Source organism: Mucilaginibacter myungsuensis (assembly GCF_015222005.1).
GTDB lineage: Bacteria > Bacteroidota > Bacteroidia > Sphingobacteriales > Sphingobacteriaceae > Mucilaginibacter > Mucilaginibacter myungsuensis.
This window is the reverse complement of record NZ_JADFFL010000011.1, coordinates 126,200-148,237: the sequence shown is the minus strand read 5'-3', so window position 1 is coordinate 148,237 and position 22,038 is coordinate 126,200. Positions and strand designations below refer to the sequence as shown.

Sequence of the window (22,038 nt, the reverse complement as noted above, 5' to 3'; positions counted from 1 at the left end):
TAGGCATTAAGTTTTATCATATCTGTTTATCTGCCTTGCCAAAAGGTATCCCGCAACTAAACCTATCACTAAACCGGCAACCTTGAACTGGTTGCTGATAGCAAATGGTGGTACATATTGCACACCCTCCTCATTAGCCTCGGCAGGTTTATCAGCATAGCGTCCGCTTTTGGGGATGGCTACCTCATCAAAATCACAGTTAAGTTCGACGATGGCTTCGGTTACCTCGCGGCCGCGCATCACCGGGCCGTGTCCGGCGGCAATTATGCGTGGTTCCAGGTCAGTCAGTGTTTGTACCGACGCTTTTGCGGCATCCCAATCAGGGGTCATGTACATGGGCGGACCGGATAGTTTTTTTAACCCTCCGAATAGCGCCACAGCGGATTCAGCCTTAGTTGTGGCCAAAGCATCGCCCGCGATCAATGTCCTGTTCAGACCAAAAAATAGCGACACATGTCCTGGTGAATGGCCCGGCGTTGGGATCACTTTCCATTCGGGCAATTCGGCGAGGCCTTGTTCCATAGCTATCGGCCGGATCATATTGCCGAGATCAACCGGTTTGCGGTTAAAGAACACAGACATCAGGCTCATCAAACCATTTCCTACGCTTGGATCAGGTGGCGGATATTGCGAGCGACCGGTCAGGTATGGCAACTCCAGTTCGTGCGCGTAAACTGGTACGTTCCATCTCCTCACCAACTCTTTCACTGACCCAGAATGGTCGGAATGACCATGAGTTAAAAGAATTGCGGCAGGCTTGGTGCCTTTGCCAAATATGGCTTCAGCCATGGCAGCTATTTTACCTGCCGACCCTTGCGGCCCACTATCTACCAGTATCCAGCCTTTATTCAAGCTTTTACGATTGGCGATGATGTACACATTTACAAACAGCAACTTCATCCCCCAAACACCCTGCGCAACCTGAAAATATTTCATCTTGTTAAATTTTATTAATTTAATGTTAACTAACGTCAGCCTTGGCTAATGGTTTTGGTATAAGCGGTTTAGGAGTAGGGGATTTATCCACGATCGCCCATTAATTAACATTGCCGTGATGGATCAGCTTAAACACATTGCTTAAAATTGCTGTTACCTATTAAAACATCTGGTATGGATACACTATTTGAAGTGACCCTAACCGGGTCTGACAGCCCAGTGGAGGGTGTGGCCTACAAAACGATCTACGAGGGTGTGCCCGCTTTGAGTTCCGCTCGTTAGACGAGACCTTGCACCTGGTCATTACCAAAGATACCGAGGGCCACTGGCACCGCGTGACCGGTACCGAGCCGTATTTTCGGGCTGGGCCGATAAATTGGCCGAACAAGTTGAAGCATTAAGACAATAATATATCTACCCCATGAATAAAAGACAATTAGGAAAAACAAGCATCAATGTAAGTCCGCTCATGTTTGGCGGTAACGTTTTCGGTTGGACGATAGATCAAGCCACCTCTTTTAAAATACTGGACGCCTTTATCGATGCCGGGCTGAATTTTATTGACACAGCTGATGTTTACTCGCGCTGGGTACAAGGCAACAGCGGCGGCGAATCTGAGACCATCATTGGCAACTGGCTGAAAGCCTCGGGTAAGCGCGACCAGATCGTACTGGCTACCAAGGTTGGCAAAGAGATGGGCGAAGGAAAAAAGGGTTTATCTGCCAGATACATTAAACAAGCGGTTGAAGCATCGTTATGCAGGTTACGGACAGACTATATAGACCTTTACCAATCGCATGATGACGACAAAGAAACATCATTTGAAGAAACCCTTGAAGCCTACAGCCAACTGATCACAGAAGGCAAGGTTAGAGTGATCGGCGCATCAAACTACACTGCCGACCGCCTTGCCGAAGCCTTACAAGTTGGCGCAAGCAAAAGCCTGGCTACCTATCAAACCCTGCAACCCGAATACAACCTTTACGCACGCGAAGACTACGAGACCAATCTTGAGCATCTTTGCTTGGACCAAGGCTTAGGCGTAGTTCCCTTCTATTCGTTAGCCAGCGGTTTCCTGACGGGGAAATACCGCTCCGAAGCCGATTTTGGTAAAAGCAAACGCGGCGGGGTAATGGGCAAATATTTAAATGACCGGGGAGTCCGCATATTGGATGCATTAGATAAGGTAGCCGATCAGTACAACACCTCGCAAGCCAGTGTAGCTTTGGCCTGGCTGATCGCCCGGCCGAGCATTACCGCCCCTATTGCCAGCGCTACCAGTTTAGCACAGCTACAGGACCTGGTAAAAGCCACCGAACTAAATTTGAGCGACGAAGCCGTTACGCTGCTTACCGAAGCAAGTAGTTACTGATCTGTATAAACGCTTAAAAAAATGAAAGGCCGTCCCCTGTTCGGGGCGGCCTTTACTATATATATTAGGGGTGGTAATTTTATTGGCGTACCGGGCGGCCAAAACCTCCTCTGTCCTGTGCCCCACCTGCTCTGTTGGCCGCAAAATGGTCGCCATAGCTGCCGCCTTGTCCCATATTACGGGCTGGCTGGCCATTACCGTTGCTGTTCTCTCTTCTATCATTGTCACGTCCGCGATCTTGCCTATCGTCCCCGCCACGGCCCCTATCAGACTGGCCATAACCGCCTTGGTTGCGGTTAGGTTGTTCGTAGCGGTCGCCGCCCCTGTTAGGCTGGCCATAGCTGCCTTGATTCCTTCCGGGCTGATCGTTACGGTCGTTACCTCTGTTTGGCTGGCCATAATTCCCTTGGCCCCTACCACGATCGTTGTTATAACGATCATCATATTGCTGACGGCCGCGGTCGCTATATTGTTCACGGCCTCTGTTAGGGTAAGCCCTTGCATAAAAATCTTCCCTGTTAACATAACCACCAAACCTGCCACGGTAAGCATCGTGACGTAAGTAAGGCCGATTAGCGTGAACCACATATCTTCTCGCCGTCCTCCAGTCATAATTGCGGTAATAGCCTGGTAAGTAAGCGGCGGTTATCCAACGGCCACCATCGTTATAATAATAGCAACGTTCGCCCACTCTATAGTATGCCTCAACCTCGGGCAGGTAATAATAATCATCATAAACAGGCTCGTTAATGATCACCGGTTGCGGAGGAGGAGGAGCCGGAACATATACCCTGCCACTACCCAAGTTCACATTTACTCGGATGCCTACCTGGGCGTTAGCCTTATTGTTAAAGCTTAAACCACCTATCACCATCGCCGAAAGTATAATTAGCTTTTTCATCGTCTGTACGTTTTTGTTTTATACACTGATAGACGATGACCGATGGCAATGGTTTAATCAAAACATACTACACATTCCGTTTCATCTAAATTTCATAAAACTATATTCTGCATGTTACAATATATTCAATATATAATTTCTTAAAATTTCCAATTTGGCTTATTTATCAGCATAAAATTATTTCAAATATGATCTAAGCAAAATTTTGATCTTTTTTTAAGATATTTATAAAAGCCCTCCATATAAACCCTGCTCATGAAATTAACATCACTTTTATCCTCCATGGTCTTTTTGCTAATTATTGGTCAGCAAGCCCATGCGCAGATAACACCGCGCAACTTACTGCAGAATGCCGCAGGGGATCAGGTATCTACGGCCTTGATCCCGCAAAGCCGATGGAAACCGTTCCCGCAAAAAGCTGCGGATTGGCGGGAAAAACTGCCGGATAGCCTGATCAATGCTATCATTAAAAACGGAGAAGCATCGCTAAACAAGCCTTTTAATAATATCCCCGCTACCGTGGCGCTGGAGTTTGTCCGTACCGGAAACAGAAGCCATTACGAGGCGTTGTCCTTCGCCAAACGTCAGCAGTTATTTGACATGGTGTTAGCAGAGACCGTTGAGGATAAAGGCCGTTTTACCGACCATATTGTTGACGGGATATGGTCCGTCTGCGAGGAAAGTTTTTGGGGCATCAACGCCCATATGGGGTATCAAAAGGCCGGGCCGGGATTGCCTGATGTGGAGGAACCAACGGTTGACCTCTTCGCCGCGGAAACTGCGGCCATTATGGCATGGACGGACTATTTTGTTGGGCCAAAGCTGGAAAAGATATCTAAACTGATCCGCCCACGCATACGGTACGAGACCGACCGGCGCATCCTCACCCCTATGCGAGCTGCCAAATACAGCTGGATGGGTGGTGGTAACCCCAACGCCGTGCTAAACAACTGGGCCCCCTGGATCATGGCCAACTACCTTGCCGCAGGTCTGCTTTTAGAAAACGACGAGGCCAAACGTGCCGACATCGTCAACAGGGCTATCAAGATCACCGACCAATATATGAATGGCCTTGGAGAGGACGGCGGGTGCGACGAAGGACCGGGTTACTGGTTCGCGGCAGGTGCGGCAGTGTTTGATGTATTGAATATCTTAGATGACGCGACAGGCGGTAAGGTAAGCATCTATAAAGAACCATTTACGCAAAAAATGGCATCGTATATATACAAAGTGCATATTGCAGGCGCACATTTCATCCCTGTGGCCGATGCCCACCCCGAGATAGTGCCCGATGGTGTGATGATCTACCGTTATGGTAAAGCTATTGCGGATGCTCGGATGAAGGCTTTCGGTAGTTGGTCGTTCCATAATTTACAACACAACTCGGTAAGTAACGGACCATTTCAACGCACCCGGCAGCTATACAATTTCTTTACAGCAGAGGAGGTCAAGGCCAACAACGATCAGTTTACAGATGTGCCTGACGCCTGGTTCGGCGATATTGAAATGATGATATCCCGCACTAACAACGGTTTGTTTGTTGCGGCACATGCCGGGCATAACGGAGAGAGCCATAATCATAATGATGTAGGCGACTTTATGGTTTACGCCGACGGATATCCTGTAATTATGGATGTCGGTTCGGGAACGTATACCGCGCGCACTTTTGGCAAGCAACGGTATGATCTTTGGTTCAACACGTCGGCTTACCATAATGTACCTCTGATCAATGGCAGGCAACAAAATAATGGTAAAAAGTTCACCGCCGCCAATGTTAAATATGATCAGACCAAAGCTACAGCATCTCTAACGATGGATATCGGGCAGGCCTACCCTGCCACCGGCGTCGATATTTTGCAAAGAAAAGTAGCCGCGAACAAGAATGGAAAAATTGAAATTACAGATAACTTTAAAAGCCAATATCCCGTAAAACAATTCGACCAATTTATAATGACCATCTGCCCCACCGATATATCGGTACCCGGCAAACTTTTATTCGGCTTACCTAATGGAAAGACCGTCACAATGGATTATGACGCATCTTTTTTCGACGCAAAGCAAGAAAAAGTAAACCTAACTACCCCCGAAGATGAGGGTATAAAAAGCAACTGGCATCGTAAAGACATTTACCGTATAACGCTATCCAACAAGATCGTTACAAACATAAAAGTTGTAAAGTACGTAATACACCGTTAAACAGCATTGGATATGCAAGGCTGTTTTTCACCTGAAGAAAAGCCCTGCAAAACCAATGAAAAACAAGAACCTGCTCACCTCATTCCTCCCAATGTTAGCTACTGCCGCATTGCTGATCATTGCCCCCATGGCACGCGAAGCGTTCTATGCGCCCGACCAGGTCTCCCCCATTTCAGATGTTAAAGTCCCGGAAGGATTTGAAATTTCGGTAGTTCCGTCGGATGATATTGTGGGTAAGTCAGTGTCGTCGCAAATCGGCGTGGCCGAAACGCATTCGCTCAAATACTCTGGAAATCAATTACCGGCGCGTTACAAAAATGGCACGTTCTCAATTGTGCAGAAAGAGCGAGATCTGCTATCGTTGACATTTAGACCTGTTGATCAAAATACGACTGTTGATAGCAAACTGAATATATCATCAACAGTCAAGGGGCTTTGTTTAACTGAAGGCAAAGACGAAAACATCTACATCTACAACAGAATGAAGCATATAACCTACCGCGTTAACTACAAAAAGTAAACCCACACCAGACATCATATAAAAGGAAAGGCCATCTGTTATCCAGATGGCCTTTCCTTTTATAGCATTATATGAAATTTATTTGGTCATTTTAACCGGAAGGATAAATCCCTTATCATCAAATTTCATTTCGTCGATACAGGTAACGCGGTTGTTGGCAGCGCGCTCTGTTAAAGGGCGGCGGTGATAAACAATATAGTACTTATCATCCTTAGCAGAGTGGATCACCGAGTGGTGACCGGCACCTTTAGCGATCTCCGGATCTTGCTGTAAAACAGTCTCCAGGCGTTGGAATGGACCGAACGGCGAATCAGCGATAGCATAAGCAACTTTGTAATCCGGACCTGTCCAGCCGCCTTCGCTCCACATAAAGTAGTATTTACCGTTGCGGATGAACATGTAAGGGCCTTCCACATAACCTTTAGGGGTTATTTCTTTGTACATGGTACCGTCAGGGAATGGCTGCAAACCGGTGAAATCGTCTTTCAGTTTCACGATGTTACAGTGGCCCCAACCGCCGTAGTACATGTAATAAGTACCGTCTTTATCTTTAAAAACGAACTGGTCGATAGGTTGCGCACCATTCTCAATATCGTTGATCAGTGGTTTACCTATCAAGTCTTTATATGGGCCTTCCGGTTTGTTAGCTACGGCTACGCCGATACCACCAACTTCGCCCTTATGCACATCGTTAGCACCGAAGAAGATGTAATATTTACTGCCTTTTTTTAATACGGCAGGTGCCCACATTGCTTTTTTAGCCCATTTAACAGCGGCAGTATCTAAAATGCGCGGGTGTTTGGTCCAGGTCTTCAGGTCCTTTGACGAAAAGGCGTCGAAGAAAACCTGTTTTTCGTACTTATCCGAAAAGGTGGGGTACACCCAATAAGTGTTACCGTATTTGATACCTTCCGGATCGGCGTACCAACCCTCGATGATAGGATTTTTTTGGGCCGATGCACTTAGCGAGAAAAGCACGGCGGCAATGCTGAGCAGTTTTTTCATAATTTATATTTCAGCGGGAAATTAGTTAAAATTTGGATCAGCGCAAACCATTAGCTTATTTCAGCTTGTTTATGAACGTAACAATTCCGTTTACCAGCTCGGGTTTGATGGGCAGATCTGGGTTGGCGTAAGTAGCAAAGTTGGCTCCCCGTTTGGCAGGCGCATCTTTTAAAACATGGTTCATACCCGCAATGATCAGCAGTTGCGCGTCGCTTTTAGCCTTCTTCAACTTTTCGGCATCGGCAGTTCCCACTTGTATATCTGTAGTGCCTTGTACGATCAGCACGGGCATTTTTAACTTTTTGATCTCTCTGATAGGATCGTGTGCCATCCACGATATCATGTACGGCTGTACACTCGGGCGGAATAAGGAGTACAATTGCGGGTCTATCTTATCGACGGTCTTGCCTTTGAGTAAGCTATCGATAATGGTCTTTGCGCCATCGCGCACCAATTGTGATTGGCCCTTCAATTGATCGATCAAAGTTTTGTCTATCCTGTCCCCTGCCCCGGCTATTGAGATGAATGCTTTTACAGGCTGCTCCTGCACGGCTATCATCCCCAATAAAGAACCTTCGCTGTGGCCAAGCACGATCACTTTGCTGAAACGGGCATCGGAAGTAAGCGTTTTGATGATCTCTCGGGCATCGTCTGAGTAATCTTCAAAACGCATATCTTTCTCTTTGGTAGCGCTAACACTTTGGCCGATCATCCGTTTATCATAACGTAAACTGGCAATGCCATTCTTTGCCAAAGCCGATGCCAGCATTTTGTAGCTGTTAGCGCTTACTCCTGCCGGATTGTTGCCATTGCGATCGGTCGGTCCGGAACCGGCTATGATCAATACTACCGGGACCTTCCCTTGTATGGTTTTTGGCATGCCTAAAGTGCCCGATATATTACCAGCTGATACTTTTACCGATACCGGTGTCTCATTCATATCAGGGTCGGTAACCGTTGGGGTTACCGGTGCTTGTACAGGTTTACGTGTAGATGGGGCTAATCGCAAACCGACTATTTTCCCGGCTTCGTCAAGTTCCATATACATGGCCAGTTGGCCTTTCTCGTAAGTTGCCTCGTAACTGGCAACTGAGTTAGCGTAGTTGATAAACTCCGTCGACACTAAGTTCCCTAACTGCGTACGTAGGCCGCCAAATTGCTGCCTGGTCTGCTCCAGTGTTAGCGCTACGGCCATTTGTCCGCCAAAAAGTTTGTACAGACTATCAGGCTTGTTGGTGTTATGGTAAAGTTTATATTTTTCTACGGTCGCCTTGTATTTGGTGGGTTCGGTCTGCGCAAATGCTGCCAAATTAATGATAAACAGGAAAAATAAAAGAGATAGCAATTTTTTCATCAAGCACAAAATAACGAAATTAAAGGACTTGGTTGTGAACCGAAGGTTTAAATTGCATACTATTAAAGATCAACCGGCATGTCCGCTCAGCATACTGGCCACGATGATAAGCAATACCAATAACGAAATGAATGTGTATAAGCGGTCTTTCTCAATAATAAAACCGATGAATGAGAAAATGATCCGCAACACCGGTGTTGATATTAGCAAGATGATCCCAGCTTGGATGATAGCGCGCCCCCGAAAAGCCAGTATCCCGCTAATGATATTTGATGGATATACAAATTGCGGAACGCCATTAAAAGCGCTATAATCGGGGATGCTATGGCCGTGGCGATACAGGTAGACAGCCCCGCCGAAAACAACCACGGTCATGGATACGATCACGCCAACGCGCAGGATCCAACCAATGATGCTTTGCATGTCTTTATCTTTAAAGTTGCCTGCCGCCATGTTACAACCTCCCCGTTAAACCGTTATAGATCATCTGGATTGCCAATATGCTTACGATGATGGTGAACAGCCAGCGTAACCACCCGGCCGACCTGGCGTTGATCAATATTTTAGAACCACTCAACGCACCCAACAATACCCCCACAACAACGGGCATAGAAATAGCCGGATCAATGTAACCCCGTTGCAAATAAACCACCGCACTGGCAGCAGCCGTAACCCCTATCATAAAGTTACTGGTGGTTGTCGATACTTTGAACGGGATGCGCATGATCGAATCCATGGCCACAACTTTCAGGGCGCCTGAACCAATGCCCAACAATCCGGATATCGTCCCGGCGAAAACCATCATAAAAAAACCACCGCCTACGTTACGTACGCCATATTTCACTACACCATCGGGTGTTGGGTAGCTGCCGTTCAGTTTAAATTTGTCGGCCATAGGGCTACCCTCCGGTAATATCTCCTGCTTCTTTTTCACGAATGACATGACGGCCGAAAAAGCCAGTATCATACCAAAAAGTATAGCGATATAGTGTGTTTGGATATGCAGGGCAATGGTAGCCCCCATAAACGCGCCAATGGTAGTGGCTATCTCCAGGAACATGCCGATGCGGATATTAGTGATGCCCTCTTTAACATAGGCGGCAGCCGCACCTGATGATGTAGCAATAACCGAAATAAGTGAGGCACCGATCGCGTAATGAATATCTACATTAAGGCCCAAAGTGAGCAATGGGATAATGATGAACCCGCCGCCTAAACCCGTCAGCGACCCAAGCAATCCGGCAAAATAGGATCCAACAAGGATGATGAGCGTGAGTACAATTACAGACATAATTTAGCGGGTATCGGATGGCTAAATTAACAATTATATTATGCCGGGGAGCGTTTTTAGCCCGATTTAAGTATCCCACCAAGCCGATAGGCTTTATATCCTGACCTCTTAAAACCAGCTCCACGCCATCAAAACGACACTTTTTTAATTTTTTTTTCAAAAAAATTTCAACAACTACGATTTCGGTCACCTCGGTACACCAAGCTAAAGTTTAAACGCCGAACCCTTAGACAGTTAAAGGCATCGCTACGGAAATTTCGCAACCCACATTATTAACCAAAAGTTACATAAAATTCCACAATTCAGACAACTGGCGACTTTATGCCAAAAACATTAACTATTAATTATCGTTTTGGCATCAAACCCTAATTGATCTACTTCATCAATTATGTTATAAGAAAGTCTACTACCATTTATGATCATTTCAGCGGCGCTGTAGCAGCTATTGTGCCGAACGCTTGCCTAAGCGGTAACCTTTTTTAAGGCTCGGGGATGTTTTGTGCATCTACCTACCCGGCAAGCATGTCCTTTTACAAAACCTATGTTCTAACAAATCAAAAAATCAATGAAGATCAATTTTTCCAAGATCTCGGCACTTTCGTTGCTCTTTTTGTTTAACCACCCCGATGCTGCCAATGCAGCAGGCTTTGCCGCGCGTAACGCTGCCAGGCATTTTGTGCTGACGGAGACCAAGCAAAAAGAAGTAGCCCCCATTACAGGTACGGTACTCGATGAGAAGAACCTGCCTATGCCGGGCGTAACCGTTAAAAATGTGACCACCGGAAAGGCGGTACAAACAGATGTGAACGGTAAGTTCACCCTCGAAGCCGGTCCAGAAGACTCCATCAGCATTTCGTTTTTGGGTTATCAGACGGCCACTCAAAAAGTAGGTACACAAACTGCTTTGAATTTTAAATTAGTGCCTGCTCAAACCGAACTTAAAGAAGTGAAGGTGGTTGGCGTAGGTTACGGTACACAGGCCGTGCGCGAGGTAACATCCGCCGTGGCCCACGTTGGACCTGAAGATTTCAGGCAAAGCGGCGCCCGTACCCCGTTAGATCTTATCCAGGGTAAAGTGGCCGGCCTTAACCTAACCCGCACGGGCGGATCTAACCCTAACAGCGGTATCTCGGTACAGCTGCGTGGCGCGGTCACCGTTACAGGCAGTGCCAGCCCGTTATTCGTTATCGACGGTATCCCGGGCGGTAATCCTGACCTTCTGAAACAAGATGATATCGAATCTATCGACATTTTGAAGGACGGCTCGGGTGCTGCCATTTACGGTACCACGGCCAACGCCGGCGTAATAATCATTACCACAAAACGCGGCAAGAAAGGTGTTACCCAGGTAGACTATTCGGCTTATTATCGTAAAGAATATCTTCAGCGCAGACTGGATTTCCTTACCCCAGCCGAATACAAAGCCAAGATCGCTTCGGGCCAACTTAACCGACCAGATGCCGGTGGCGCAACAGATTTTGTGGACATGCTGATCAACCACGGCAATTTCTCGCAAAACCATAACCTGGCCTTTTCGGGCGGCGGCGAGAACAGCAGCTATCGCGCCAGTTTGAACTATAACAACTTTGAGGGTATAGCCAAAGAGAACGGCCGTAAGGAGTACGCCTTACGGTTATCCATGAACCAAAGTGCACTGGAAGGCCGCGTTAGGGCACAGGTGGATCTTGCTACCAACTTTAACAATGCCAATTTATTAGGCGGCGGCGGCTGGGAGAATGAGCAGACTCGGGATCCTACTCTATCTAATTTTAATGCCGATGGCAGCTATCGTTTTTATCCGACCAGCACTAACGAATATGCGCGTTTGTTTCAAGAGACCAATCGCCGCAGGCAACAAACCACTTCGGCTAACGGAAAGGTCGATATCGATATCGTGAAAGGCTTAACAGGTACCGTATTTGGTTCGGTGGTGCGTGATAGCCGGGTTGACGGTGGCTACCGAAAAAAAGCCAGCGAATTCTCTACGGAGAATTCTTCTTCTGTAGGCGGCGGCTATGGTTTTAAAAGCGACTTTTTGCAGCAGGACTTTGCATTCGAACCTCAATTGCAATACAAAACCACCATTGCCGAAAAACATAGTATCACGGCCTTAGCAGCCTACAGTTATCGTTATCAAGTAGCCGAAAGCGCCAGCCTGGCCAACGCCGGTTTTATAAACGATTCATTCGAGGAGAACAATCTGGGAGCAGTCCCTGTTAACATCAAAACAACCAGCATAAGCTCTAATAAAACCGATAACACCCTCATCGCTTTACTTACCAGGGTAAACTATGCTTACAATGGCAAGTATCTGGCTCAGTTCATTATCCGTCGCGAGGGTTCATCAAGGTTTGGTGATAACAACAAGTTCGGTTATTTCCCATCGGTATCGGCCGGTTGGATCATATCAGACGAGGACTTTGCCAAGAAATGGACCTTTGTAAATAATTTAAAATTGAGAGCTGGTTACGGTATTACTGGTAACAGTGGTTTTGAGAACTATGCCTCTAAAGTGACGATGAATACGGGGGGTATCTATTTGTTCCCGGATAATGAATATCGCCAAACTTACGGGCCGGACCGAAACCCAAATCCTAATTTGAAATGGGAAGTTAAACACGAGCTGAACTTTGGTGTGGACTTTAGCTTATGGAACAATAGGCTAAGAGGTACGCTGGACGTTTTTGACCGTACTACAAAGGATCTGTTAGATACTTACACTTCACCGCAGCCACCTTTCATTCAGGATCGTATCTATACCAACGTCGGGCAAATGTCATCAAAAGGTATCGAATTGGGGCTTGGTTTCCAGGCTATGAAACGTGCTGATTTCTCTTGGGACATGGATGCAACGTTCAGTACGCTTAAAAACACGCTCGACTCTTACTCGAACGATTTTTACAAGGTCACTTACAAAACCTTCGCCCCTATTGGCGGGGCGGGAGATCTTAGAGATGCAGTTGTAACATACGAGGGACGAGAGATAGGCGAATTTTGGGGTAAACGCTTTGCCGGTTTCACACCTGATGGCAAATGGTTGTTCTATAACCATAGAGGAGAGAAAGTTTCTAACGCAGAAATAGACGTGAACCCAAATAGTGCAACTAAAGATATTGTAAAACTTGGTAACGCTATTCCGAGGTACTATGCATCTTGGACCAACACGTTCAACTATAAACAATGGAGCTTAAGGACATTCTTGCGCGGTAAATTTGATTATAGCATACTGAATACCAACGCGCTGTCCTACGGCAATGCTTACACTTGGACAGGTAACTTACTGCAACGGGCCTTTGACAAGGATGCGCAGATAAAAGATACCTACATGTACTCTGACTACTACCTGGAGAGTGGCAGTTTTGTAAAACTGGACGAGTTGACCATTGCCTACAATTTTAAACCAAAGGTGAAAGCTATACGTAACCTGCGTTTATACCTTACCGGACAGAACCTGGCCACCATCACAGGTTATAGCGGTACCGACCCAGATTTTGTTCAGGATACAGGTATGAATGCTGGTGTTGATGGCCGAAGCGCTTACCCCAGTACCCGATCATTCATTTTTGGTGTGAACGTAGGATTTTAACAAAAAACAGTAATGAAGAATAAATACATCATACTTGCAGCCTTAACAGGTGTGTTAAGCACCACGGCCTGCAAAAAACAATTGGAAGAAAAAGCTTACAGCGTATTGCTCACAGATAATTTTTATAACAGTAAAACAGAAGTTATATCGGCCTTATTAAGGCCATACACGCACGCTAATGCTTGGGCAACACCGTCCGGGCAAGATGGATGGTGGCGGCAGGCCGAACTTTCCGGCGACCAACTGGCATGGCCTACCAAAGGCCGCCATGGCGAGGACGGCGGTAAATGGAAACGCCTGCATTACCATACCTGGACCGTTGACGAACCTGGCTTTAACCAAGCCTGGAAACTCATCTATACCGGTATTGGTTATTGCAACGACCCGATAGAGAACATTGGCAAACGTGACATTGCTCAAATGGGTATCACCCAAGCAGAGAAAGACGCTTACATAGCCGAGCTAAAGATCCTGAGGGCTTTCCACTATTTAAAACTATTGGACCTTTTTGGTAACGTACCGGTAGTGACCCAGGTCGGCGTTCCGCTGCAACCCGAAACTGTGCCGCGTGCAGAGGTGTTTGCATTTGTTGAAAAAGAGATCAAAGAAAATATAGATCTGGTGCCAAAACTGTCTATGGATCAACTGGGACGCATGTCGCAAGCAAGTGCTTACGCGATGTTGGTGGAGCTTTATTTGAATGCCGAAGTATGGACAGGCACAGCTAAATGGGCAGAATGCGAAAAGGCGGCTACAGACCTGATCAACAATATAGGTGGCGGTCAGAACGGTGCAATGAGTTTAGACCCCAATATTACCGACCAATTTAAGCCGACCAATCAGTTATCTAAAGAGGTGATATTTTCGATCGCTTATGATTTTTCTACAGCCGGTTTTGAGCCATCGTGGACGGGCGAATTCTATCATTTTAATCAGCGCGAGATCTACGGCGGTGGCCGTAACGGTAACGACGGCATCGTAGTGATACCGGGTGTATATGACACTTACGATAGTAACGACCTGCGCCGCTCTACCTGGTTGCTGATCGGCCCGCAATTCAGATTTGTAGATCCTACCCAGCCGGTATTGGCGACAGAAGAATACCGTGACAAACCATTGGTATTTGTAGACAATATCCGCCGTAACAGCACCGGGGGCACTACATCTAACATGAGCGAAGGTGAAGAGAACAGCGGCGTACGGTTCAACAAGTACAAACTGGGCAATCAGTTGGCCGGGCCGGGCATCCCAGCCGACCCGAATTATAACAACACCGACTGGAACATCTATCGCCTTACCTGGATATACTTTGCCAAAGCTGAAGCTATTATGCGCCAAAATGGTGGTAACGCCAACGCCGAGGCCGTTCAACTTATCAATGATTGCAAACGCCGGGCATTTACCGCAGCAAACTTTGTCCCGTATACTACAGCTACCTTGACGCTGACGGAATTGTTAGCTGAGCGTGGCCGCGAGTTCATCTTTGAAGGCTTCCGTCGCGACGATCTTATCCGTTTTGGCAGGTTCACCACAGGCAGTTGGTGGGATCATAACCCAACAAGCGCCAACAAAGCCTTGTACCCTATACCACAGGTACAACGCGACCTTAACCCTAAGTTGAGACAGAACCCGTTGTAGGGCTATTTTAATAAAAACGAGAAAGGTGCTTTCAGTGATGGAAGCACCTTTTTATTTTGTAGCAGTTACAACTATTCTCCATCGTCGTCACCTTCTTCCAGTCGTTTCCTTAGGTCGCTTAAGGTGGAGTTGTTTTTTGCTTTTAACTCATCCTGGTCTTTTTTTTCGTGCAGCATAAAGTCAGGCAGGTCTTCGGTGTAATAAATGATATCTTCTGCTTCTAAAAAGGCGATCAGGCGTTCTTCTTCGGCGGGTGTTGGGTGGATAATGTATTTCATCGTGTTTGATCGTTTCAATTCAAAACTAAACAACAAAAGCCACTCTTTCACAAGAATGGCTTTTGAATATTAACCTATCAATTTACCAAGATCACTTTTTATTAAGTTTCAGATCAATACTACCCGTCACTACAACTTTTTCATCTGTGCCGGGCGTTTGATATAGTGCAGCAGTAAGATCCCCGGTCAACAAGACTCCTGTTTCGATATTATTAAAGTCCGTACCTTTAAATTCAAGCTCCTGCCCATGGGTTGAATATCCTTTGCTCATCGTTTCAAAATAGTCCAATCTAAACAACTGAATATCTTGGGCAGATCGTTGATCACCGGGTAAAGGCACGATTGAAAGTAAAATATTTGTTCGCGGTACCACCGACTTCGCCCTGTAGGCGATGATACTTAGCCCGTAGGAGGACGTATTTACGGTTATTACATCTTCTGGAGCTGTATATGTTACGGCAAATGGAGATCCTAAAGTTATCGTCCCGCTTTTTACCGTGTATGTGCCGCTATCGGGCAGAGACTGATAGGTATTTGTTTCAGCGGACTTTTTGCACGAAGTTATAAAACCAAAAAGCAACAGCGATAGTGATAAAGTGTAAAGGTATTTCATGCAGCTAATATATCACATCTTTTTAAGATGTAAGCTCAAAACAACAAAAGCCACTCTTTCTCAAGAATGGCTTTTGAATATGTCTTGAATCTTGACTCTATGTTCTTGATTCTAAACTCCGGATCTTCCGGTACAATCACACTTTGATCTCAACTTCAACACCGCTTGGCAATTCAAGCTTCATTAACGCGTCTACAGTTTTTGAGTTAGAGCTGTAGATGTCTAATAAACGCTTGTAAGAGCACAGTTGGAACTGCTCACGTGCTTTCTTGTTTACGTGCGGAGAACGTAATACAGTGAAAATTTTCTTTTCGGTTGGCAACGGAAGTGGTCCGCTAACTACAGCGCCTGTTGGCTTTACTGTTTTTACGATCTTCTCGGCAGATTTGTCTACCAAGTTGTAATCGTAAGATTTCAATTTGATCCTGATCCTTTGGCTCATGTTATTTGTTTTTATGACCATCCCTAAGAGCTATTTATTAGGGGAGTCGGTTTATTTTATTGAGTGAATGAGTGATGGAGCGAATGAGTAAATTTAACATCCACTCATTCAAAACTCACTCATTCACTAATTATTTCTTAGTTATTACCAGCGGCTCTTCTGCCTTTTGCTTTGGCAACTACTTCGTCCTGTACGTTACGTGGTGCTTCAGCATAGTGATCAAACTCCATGGTTGAAGTAGCACGGCCCGAAGTGATGGTACGTAACTGAGTTACATAACCGAACATTTCAGAAAGTGGTACAGTAGCTTTAATTACCTGTGCGCCGGCACGAGAATCCATACCTAACAGTTGACCACGACGACGGTTCATGTCACCGATAACGTCACCCATGTTCTCTTCTGGTGTTAAGATCTCGATCTTCATGATCGGCTCCAACAACATCGGTTTACATTTAGGTAAAGCCTCACGGTAAGCCATCTTAGCAGCTAACTCGAAAGATAAAGCATCCGAATCGACCGCGTGGAATGAACCATCGATCAAACGAACTTTTAATCCGGTAAGCGGGTAGCCAGCTAATACCCCATTTGCCAAAGAAGCCTCGAAGCCTTTTTGTACAGATGGGATAAACTCACGAGGGATAGAACCACCGCTGATCTCGTTAATAAAGGTCAAGCCTTCTTTACCGTCGTCGTTAGGTGATAATACAACCTGGATATCAGCGAATTTACCACGACCACCGGTTTGTTTCTTGTAAGTTTCGCGGTGTTGCGTAGTACCTGTGATAGACTCTTTGTAAGCTACCTGTGGAGCACCTTGGTTAACCTCTACTTTAAACTCACGTTTTAAGCGGTCCATGATGATGTCTAAGTGAAGCTCACCCATACCAGAGATGATGGTTTGACCGGTCTCTTCGTCAGATTTAACGTGGAAGGTTGGATCCTCTTCAGATAATTTACCTAAAGCCATACCCAATTTATCAACGTCGGCCTGAGTTTTAGGCTCGATCGCCAAACCGATAACCGGCTCAGGGAAGTTCATCGACTCTAACACGATAGGGTGTTTCTCGTCGCAAAGGGTATCACCGGTTTTGATGTCCTTAAAGCCTACTACCGCAGCAATATCACCTGCACCTACGTTAGGGATAGGGTTTTGCTTGTTAGCGTGCATTTGGAATATACGAGAGATACGCTCTTTATTGTCCGAACGCATGTTGTGTACATACGAACCGGCATCAAGGTTACCAGAGTAAACACGGATAAAGCACAAACGACCTACAAATGGGTCAGTTGCGATCTTAAATGCTAAAGCTGCAAATGGCTCTTTAACATCCGGTTTACGCAATTGCTCTTCGCCAGTCTCAGGGTTAGTACCAACGATACCCTCAACGTCCATAGGTGAAGGAAGTAATTCCATCACATAGTCAAGCATGGTTTGTACACCTTTGTTCTTGAAAGAAGAACCACAGGTCATCGGAACGATCTTAGCGTCCAATACAGCTTTACGTAAAGCGTCAAGAACTTCGCGCTCGGTGATGGTCTCAGGAGCGTCAAAGAATTTCTCCATTAACGACTCATCGTACTCAGCAACCGATTCCAACAATTTCTCTCTCCACTCAGTAGCTTCCTCTAACATATCGTCAGGGATAGGTACTTCGGTAAAGGTCATACCTTTATCGTGCTCATTCCAAACGATACCGCGGAAGTTGATCAGGTCAACCACACCTTTAAATTGGTCTTCGGCACCGATAGGCAATTGCAATGGAACAGCGTTGCTACCTAACATGGTTTTAACCTGTTTAACAACTTTCAAAAAGTCCGCACCAGAGCGGTCCATTTTGTTAACGAAACCGATACGGGCAACGTTGTAGTTGTTAGCAAGCCTCCAGTTGGTCTCAGATTGAGGCTCAACACCATCAACCGCGCTAAATAAGAATACCAAACCATCCAATACACGCAGCGAGCGGTTCACCTCTACGGTAAAATCCACGTGGCCCGGGGTATCAATGATGTTGATATGGTAATTTTGGTTCCTGTATTTCCAGTTAACGGTAGTAGCAGCCGATGTAATGGTGATACCACGTTCCTGCTCCTGTGCCATCCAGTCCATGGTAGCTGCACCTTCGTGCACCTCGCCAATTTTGTGGCTAACACCAGAGTAATAAAGGATACGCTCGGTAGTGGTAGTTTTACCCGCATCAATGTGGGCAGCGATACCAATATTTCTTGTAAATCTTAAGTCTCTTGACATGTTGTGTTTTATTGAGTGAATGAGTGATCGAGTGAATGAGTGAATGCTTATTACATTAACCCTTATTCACTCATTCACTCATTCAAAATTCACTCATTTTATTTTTAGAAACGGAAGTGAGAGAACGCTTTGTTAGCCTCAGCCATTTTGTGCGTATCTTCTTTCTTCTTAACTGCAGCACCCTCGCCTTTAGCAGCAGAGATGATCTCGGCAGCTAATTTCTCCATCATGGTCTTTTCACCACGACGACGAGCATAGCTGATCAGCCATTTCATACCTAAAGCTACTTTACGTTCAGGACGAACTTCGGTAGGCACCTGGAAGTTAGCACCACCTACACGACGGCTCTTTACTTCTACAGCAGGCATAACGTTATTTAAAGCTTTTTTCCAGGTATCTAACCCGTTTTCGCTTGTTTTCTTTTCAACTATCTCTACAGCGTTGTAGAAAATGGCATACGCGGTAGATTTTTTACCATCGTACATCATGTTGTTAACAAACCTGGTTACCAAAACATCATTAAATTTGGGGTCAGGAAGAAGGATCCTTTTCTTTGGTTTCGACTTTCTCATTATTACTATCCTCCTTTAATTATTTCTTTTTGCCTTTAGCAGGTGCGGCAGCTGCCTGACCCGGTTTAGGACGTTTAGTACCATATTTAGAACGACGTTGGTTACGACCGGCAACACCTGATGTATCCAGTGCACCACGGATGATGTGGTAACGTACACCCGGTAAGTCTTTAACACGACCGCCACGGATCAACACGATCGAGTGCTCTTGCAAGTTGTGACCTTCACCAGGGATGTAAGCGTTTACTTCTTTACCGTTGGTTAAGCGCACACGGGCAACTTTACGCATTGCTGAGTTTGGTTTCTTAGGGGTAGTGGTGTACACACGGGTGCACACGCCTCTTCGCTGTGGACAGCTGTCCAACGCTGGTGACTTACTCTTGTCAACCATAGCTACTCTACCTTTTCTAACTAATTGCTGAATAGTAGGCATTCTTCCTTTTTTTGTTAATTAATTTTCCCGTTCAAACCCGCCAACACGGCAGGCACTTTTCGGGACTGCAAAAGTAGAAAGATATTTCCAAATTTTCAAGTGTGCCGGAGAATATATTTTTAGTTGGCTATATACAGTTCTGCCAATGTATTAAGTTATCATAATGTGGTTGTTAAGAGCTTATTGCATCAGGTTAAGGTTCTACATAACATCAATGAAAGTAATTAGCTTTGCGTTAGAATAATATCGGTGTTGCTTTATGGTATATTATAAAAGGAAATGGGACGAATTGAGAGGTGACGAACAAGATCATTGGGGAACCTCAATTTGGTATTTCGAAGTTGGAGATGATGATTATCCAACTCGTCAGATAGAGGTTTATGAACATGGCCCGAAGCTGAAATACGATGTAATAAACTTGGAAGATAGTTATGGTGGCTTATCCGAAGTTGCATTAGATAAGGATGAGTTTAAAGATCATCTGATAACAAAAGAGCAGTTCGAATCGGTTTGGACCGATAAATAAGCAGAAAAAGAACATTCAGCATTCCATAGCTCCCGGCAGCCCCGTCTTCCGCTCATACGCCTGCAGGCCTTACGCTCAGGGCCGGTATCCGCTCCACCCGGGTTTAGGTTGAAAGTCTTGCGCGTACTTTCTTTCCCCGACAGCGGTACGGCTTCAGGCGAGGCGGCCAATGCATTTGGTTGTGCGGTACGGGCAATTTGGTCGCCTGCAGGGTAAAGGCCTGTGCGGGAAGCATTAGCGCTGTCTTGAGTTATTCACAAATTATTGTTTTTTCGAAGGCATTCATGAGCTCGCTATAGCTCGGTTTGGTCCTTTTTGTCAAGAAAAAGGACGGCGTATGCAAAGCCACGATGCATATTACAAATACAAGAAAAAATATAGGGGCGCATCCCTCCCACTCCAAAGCAGAACGGACACACCCCTAAACCTCTCTCCTTATCAAGGAGTTTCGGCGGCGAGTATTTTTAAAACCCCATCACCTCGACGGCGGAGCCGGAGCGCCGGGTGGTTTTGGTGGTGCAGCCGGGCGTTGCATGCCACAGCCGGTACTTAACGATGCAGTTATCACTCCAAGTAATAACATGCCGATGAATGTTTTTTTCATGTTTGGTAGTGTTGGTTTATGATATAATAAACCGTGATGAAAAATTGTTTAAGCTAAAGTTTATTTAATCGACTGATACTTGTTGCTGGCGCATCCTGCCCAACTATATTCAACTGATCTTCAGATCGAACCGACAGATCATCCCGAACTTGTTTCGGGAACCCATCAGGCAGGTCGGCCCTAAAATTTCGCTACTAAGCAAGTGGGGTGCTGAACAAGTTTGCGGCCAAAGGCAGCAGCAACGTAAGCAATCATCAATTTTGGCAAAACGACAACCACCTATCGAGTTATTTACCGGTAGGGTAATTAAACAAAAGGCCAACTATCTCCATCAAAATCCCGTAGTGGCGGGTTATGTGATCAAGGGATATCATTGGAAATATTCGAGTGCTATAGATTATGTGGAGGGTAAAGGATTGGTTGATGTGACGTTGTTGGTTTAGATTGTGAGAGCGAAATGAACTTAAGTTGTTTATCATAAGCGGCATGCATAGGCTCCAACTTATAGTTGAACTCAGTACAATACGCCTGGAGTGGGGTTGTATTCATCGCACTTAGCGCGCCAGTATTTCTTTTCCGCTTCATTCTTCAGTTCGCCGTACATATTACTGATACAACCTGCAAACCAGCTTTTTTGATAGGTTTTATCCTCATTGATCAGCGCCAGTCCTTGTTTGTAGATATCGATAGCTGTCGACCACTCTTTTTTGCTGTCATAGATCAAACCAAGCTTCATGTAAAAAGACAAGTTCGACGGGTTATAAGTGATAGCCGCAGTTAAGACAGCGATCGCCTGAGTTTGTTTATCACTGCGTACGTAGGCTTCAGCCAGCTTAAATTCAATACCGCGATCGTTAAAGAAACCCCTTTGCTCATCTGCAAGAACTTTTACCCCCGCATAGTGAGGATCTAATCGATAGGACTTTTCATAAAACTTGACAGCCCAGCTAAAACACTGTTCATCGCTGTAGATCACTCCCCATCTATAATTATGTTCCACAGTATCGGTATAAGTGTAGTATGGCTTCACCCATTTAGGATCGCCTTTTATTTTTAAAACCTTAGCTTGCTTAACCGACAATACGGCGACGTAAGGAGGAATGATCGTATAACTTGGATATGATGTTTTGATCCTGCGACGCGAAAATTTCCGCTTTTGATCAGCCTTGTTCAATAAATACTTTCCGGCCTTGCTAATGCTAAAGCTGCCAACTTGTTGAAACATGATCCCTTCCGAACCGTCAACATACATATAGCCGAAAGGATGTTCTTTGCCATTCCCATACTCCGCTACCCATTGACGCTCACAAAACATGGGCAATTTATTGAATTTTAGCGTGGTATCATTTGCTGCAACTTTAACCTGTGGCTTTGTCTGCGCCAATCCAAGGAACGGCAATAAAAATAAAAGGGTTATGAGAATTTTCATATTGCTTACAATTTAGGTTAGGATGCAGGATAGCTTATGATCCCATAAAAATATACATTTTTCTTTATCCATTCCGCAACGAGCGTGGCCCTT

21 protein-coding genes are annotated in these 22,038 nt (G+C 45.6%); 7 read left to right on the top strand and 14 right to left on the bottom strand.

The features are described from left to right. Positions 1 to 6 precede the first annotated feature (6 nt). Positions 7 to 936, bottom strand: a complete 930-nt coding sequence (locus IRJ16_RS21190; protein WP_194113654.1) for an MBL fold metallo-hydrolase — start codon at positions 934 to 936, stop codon at positions 7 to 9. Positions 937 to 1,357: 421 nt separating this feature from the next. Between IRJ16_RS21190 and IRJ16_RS21185 the strand changes: the two genes are divergently transcribed. Then, positions 1,358 to 2,308, top strand: coding sequence for an aldo/keto reductase (locus tag IRJ16_RS21185; RefSeq protein WP_194113653.1), 951 nt, complete (start codon positions 1,358 to 1,360; stop codon positions 2,306 to 2,308). Positions 2,309 to 2,387: 79 nt separating this feature from the next. On the opposite strand, the gene IRJ16_RS21180 is transcribed toward IRJ16_RS21185, so the two are convergent. Further along, entirely contained in the window at positions 2,388 to 3,209 is an 822-nt protein-coding gene (locus IRJ16_RS21180; RefSeq protein WP_194113652.1) for a hypothetical protein, read from the bottom strand. Between the two features lie 255 nt (positions 3,210 to 3,464). Here IRJ16_RS21180 and IRJ16_RS21175 point away from each other — a divergent pair, with 255 nt between their 5' ends. Together IRJ16_RS21175 and IRJ16_RS21170 are read left to right on the top strand one after the other, a co-directional pair. Continuing rightward, positions 3,465 to 5,405 carry a heparinase II/III domain-containing protein gene (locus tag IRJ16_RS21175; protein WP_194113651.1) on the top strand — a complete coding sequence of 647 codons (1,941 nt, stop codon included), beginning with the start codon at positions 3,465 to 3,467 and terminating at the stop codon, positions 5,403 to 5,405. Positions 5,406 to 5,460: 55 nt separating this feature from the next. After that, a complete protein-coding gene (locus tag IRJ16_RS21170) occupies positions 5,461 to 5,925 on the top strand; it encodes a type 2 periplasmic-binding domain-containing protein (protein ID WP_194113650.1) in 465 nt (154 codons plus the stop codon). A 78-nt stretch (positions 5,926 to 6,003) separates the two neighbouring features. Here IRJ16_RS21170 and IRJ16_RS21165 read toward each other — a convergent pair whose 3' ends face one another. The 4 genes from IRJ16_RS21165 to IRJ16_RS21150 form a co-directional block, all read right to left on the bottom strand. Further along, on the bottom strand, positions 6,004 to 6,930 hold the full coding sequence (locus tag IRJ16_RS21165) for a glycoside hydrolase family 43 protein (RefSeq protein WP_194113649.1): 927 nt from the start codon (positions 6,928 to 6,930) through the stop codon (positions 6,004 to 6,006). A 55-nt stretch (positions 6,931 to 6,985) separates the two neighbouring features. After that, on the bottom strand, positions 6,986 to 8,284 hold the full coding sequence (locus tag IRJ16_RS21160; RefSeq protein WP_194113648.1) for an alpha/beta fold hydrolase: 1,299 nt from the start codon (positions 8,282 to 8,284) through the stop codon (positions 6,986 to 6,988). Between the two features lie 69 nt (positions 8,285 to 8,353). After that, positions 8,354 to 8,737 (bottom strand): DUF1634 domain-containing protein, encoded by a 384-nt coding sequence (locus IRJ16_RS21155; protein ID WP_194113647.1) that lies wholly within the window; start codon positions 8,735 to 8,737, stop codon positions 8,354 to 8,356. 1 nt (position 8,738) lies between these two features. Further along, a complete protein-coding gene (locus tag IRJ16_RS21150) occupies positions 8,739 to 9,575 on the bottom strand; it encodes a sulfite exporter TauE/SafE family protein (protein ID WP_194113646.1) in 837 nt (278 codons plus the stop codon). A gap of 565 nt (positions 9,576 to 10,140) precedes the next feature. Between IRJ16_RS21150 and IRJ16_RS21145 the strand changes: the two genes are divergently transcribed. Both IRJ16_RS21145 and IRJ16_RS21140 read left to right on the top strand, forming a co-directional pair. After that, the gene (locus IRJ16_RS21145; protein WP_194113645.1) at positions 10,141 to 13,161 is read left to right on the top strand and encodes a SusC/RagA family TonB-linked outer membrane protein; all 3,021 of its coding nucleotides are present in this window, start codon (positions 10,141 to 10,143) and stop codon (positions 13,159 to 13,161) included. A 12-nt stretch (positions 13,162 to 13,173) separates the two neighbouring features. Next, on the top strand, positions 13,174 to 14,799 hold the full coding sequence (locus IRJ16_RS21140) for a RagB/SusD family nutrient uptake outer membrane protein (protein WP_194113644.1): 1,626 nt from the start codon (positions 13,174 to 13,176) through the stop codon (positions 14,797 to 14,799). Positions 14,800 to 14,870: 71 nt separating this feature from the next. On the opposite strand, the gene IRJ16_RS21135 is transcribed toward IRJ16_RS21140, so the two are convergent. The 6 genes from IRJ16_RS21135 to rpsL form a co-directional block, all read right to left on the bottom strand. Beyond that, positions 14,871 to 15,077 carry a hypothetical protein gene (locus IRJ16_RS21135; RefSeq protein ID WP_194113643.1) on the bottom strand — a complete coding sequence of 69 codons (207 nt, stop codon included), beginning with the start codon at positions 15,075 to 15,077 and terminating at the stop codon, positions 14,871 to 14,873. Between the two features lie 91 nt (positions 15,078 to 15,168). Next, entirely contained in the window at positions 15,169 to 15,690 is a 522-nt protein-coding gene (locus IRJ16_RS21130; RefSeq protein WP_194113642.1) for a hypothetical protein, read from the bottom strand. A 136-nt stretch (positions 15,691 to 15,826) separates the two neighbouring features. Further along, on the bottom strand, positions 15,827 to 16,132 hold the full coding sequence (gene rpsJ / locus IRJ16_RS21125; protein ID WP_022830652.1) for a 30S ribosomal protein S10: 306 nt from the start codon (positions 16,130 to 16,132) through the stop codon (positions 15,827 to 15,829). Between the two features lie 137 nt (positions 16,133 to 16,269). Next, positions 16,270 to 18,381, bottom strand: coding sequence for an elongation factor G (fusA, locus tag IRJ16_RS21120; protein WP_194113641.1), 2,112 nt, complete (start codon positions 18,379 to 18,381; stop codon positions 16,270 to 16,272). 104 nt (positions 18,382 to 18,485) lie between these two features. Continuing rightward, positions 18,486 to 18,953: a 30S ribosomal protein S7 gene (gene rpsG, locus IRJ16_RS21115; protein ID WP_173413763.1), complete on the bottom strand. Its 468-nt coding sequence runs from the start codon at positions 18,951 to 18,953 to the stop codon at positions 18,486 to 18,488. Between the two features lie 19 nt (positions 18,954 to 18,972). Then, the gene (gene rpsL / locus IRJ16_RS21110) at positions 18,973 to 19,386 is read right to left on the bottom strand and encodes a 30S ribosomal protein S12 (protein WP_067063087.1); all 414 of its coding nucleotides are present in this window, start codon (positions 19,384 to 19,386) and stop codon (positions 18,973 to 18,975) included. Positions 19,387 to 19,645: 259 nt separating this feature from the next. Between rpsL and IRJ16_RS21105 the strand changes: the two genes are divergently transcribed. Further along, positions 19,646 to 19,912 (top strand): hypothetical protein, encoded by a 267-nt coding sequence (locus IRJ16_RS21105; protein ID WP_194113640.1) that lies wholly within the window; start codon positions 19,646 to 19,648, stop codon positions 19,910 to 19,912. Between the two features lie 475 nt (positions 19,913 to 20,387). Here the strand turns inward: IRJ16_RS21105 and IRJ16_RS23080 are convergent, their stop codons facing one another. Further along, positions 20,388 to 20,516, bottom strand: coding sequence for a hypothetical protein (locus tag IRJ16_RS23080; protein ID WP_262893683.1), 129 nt, complete (start codon positions 20,514 to 20,516; stop codon positions 20,388 to 20,390). Between the two features lie 260 nt (positions 20,517 to 20,776). On the opposite strand from IRJ16_RS23080, the gene IRJ16_RS21100 reads away from it, so the two are divergent. Then, on the top strand, positions 20,777 to 20,959 hold the full coding sequence (locus IRJ16_RS21100) for a hypothetical protein (RefSeq protein WP_194113639.1): 183 nt from the start codon (positions 20,777 to 20,779) through the stop codon (positions 20,957 to 20,959). A 71-nt stretch (positions 20,960 to 21,030) separates the two neighbouring features. Here IRJ16_RS21100 and IRJ16_RS21095 read toward each other — a convergent pair whose 3' ends face one another. Then, positions 21,031 to 21,945, bottom strand: a complete 915-nt coding sequence (locus tag IRJ16_RS21095; RefSeq protein ID WP_194113638.1) for a tetratricopeptide repeat protein — start codon at positions 21,943 to 21,945, stop codon at positions 21,031 to 21,033. Positions 21,946 to 22,038: the final 93 nt, after the last annotated feature.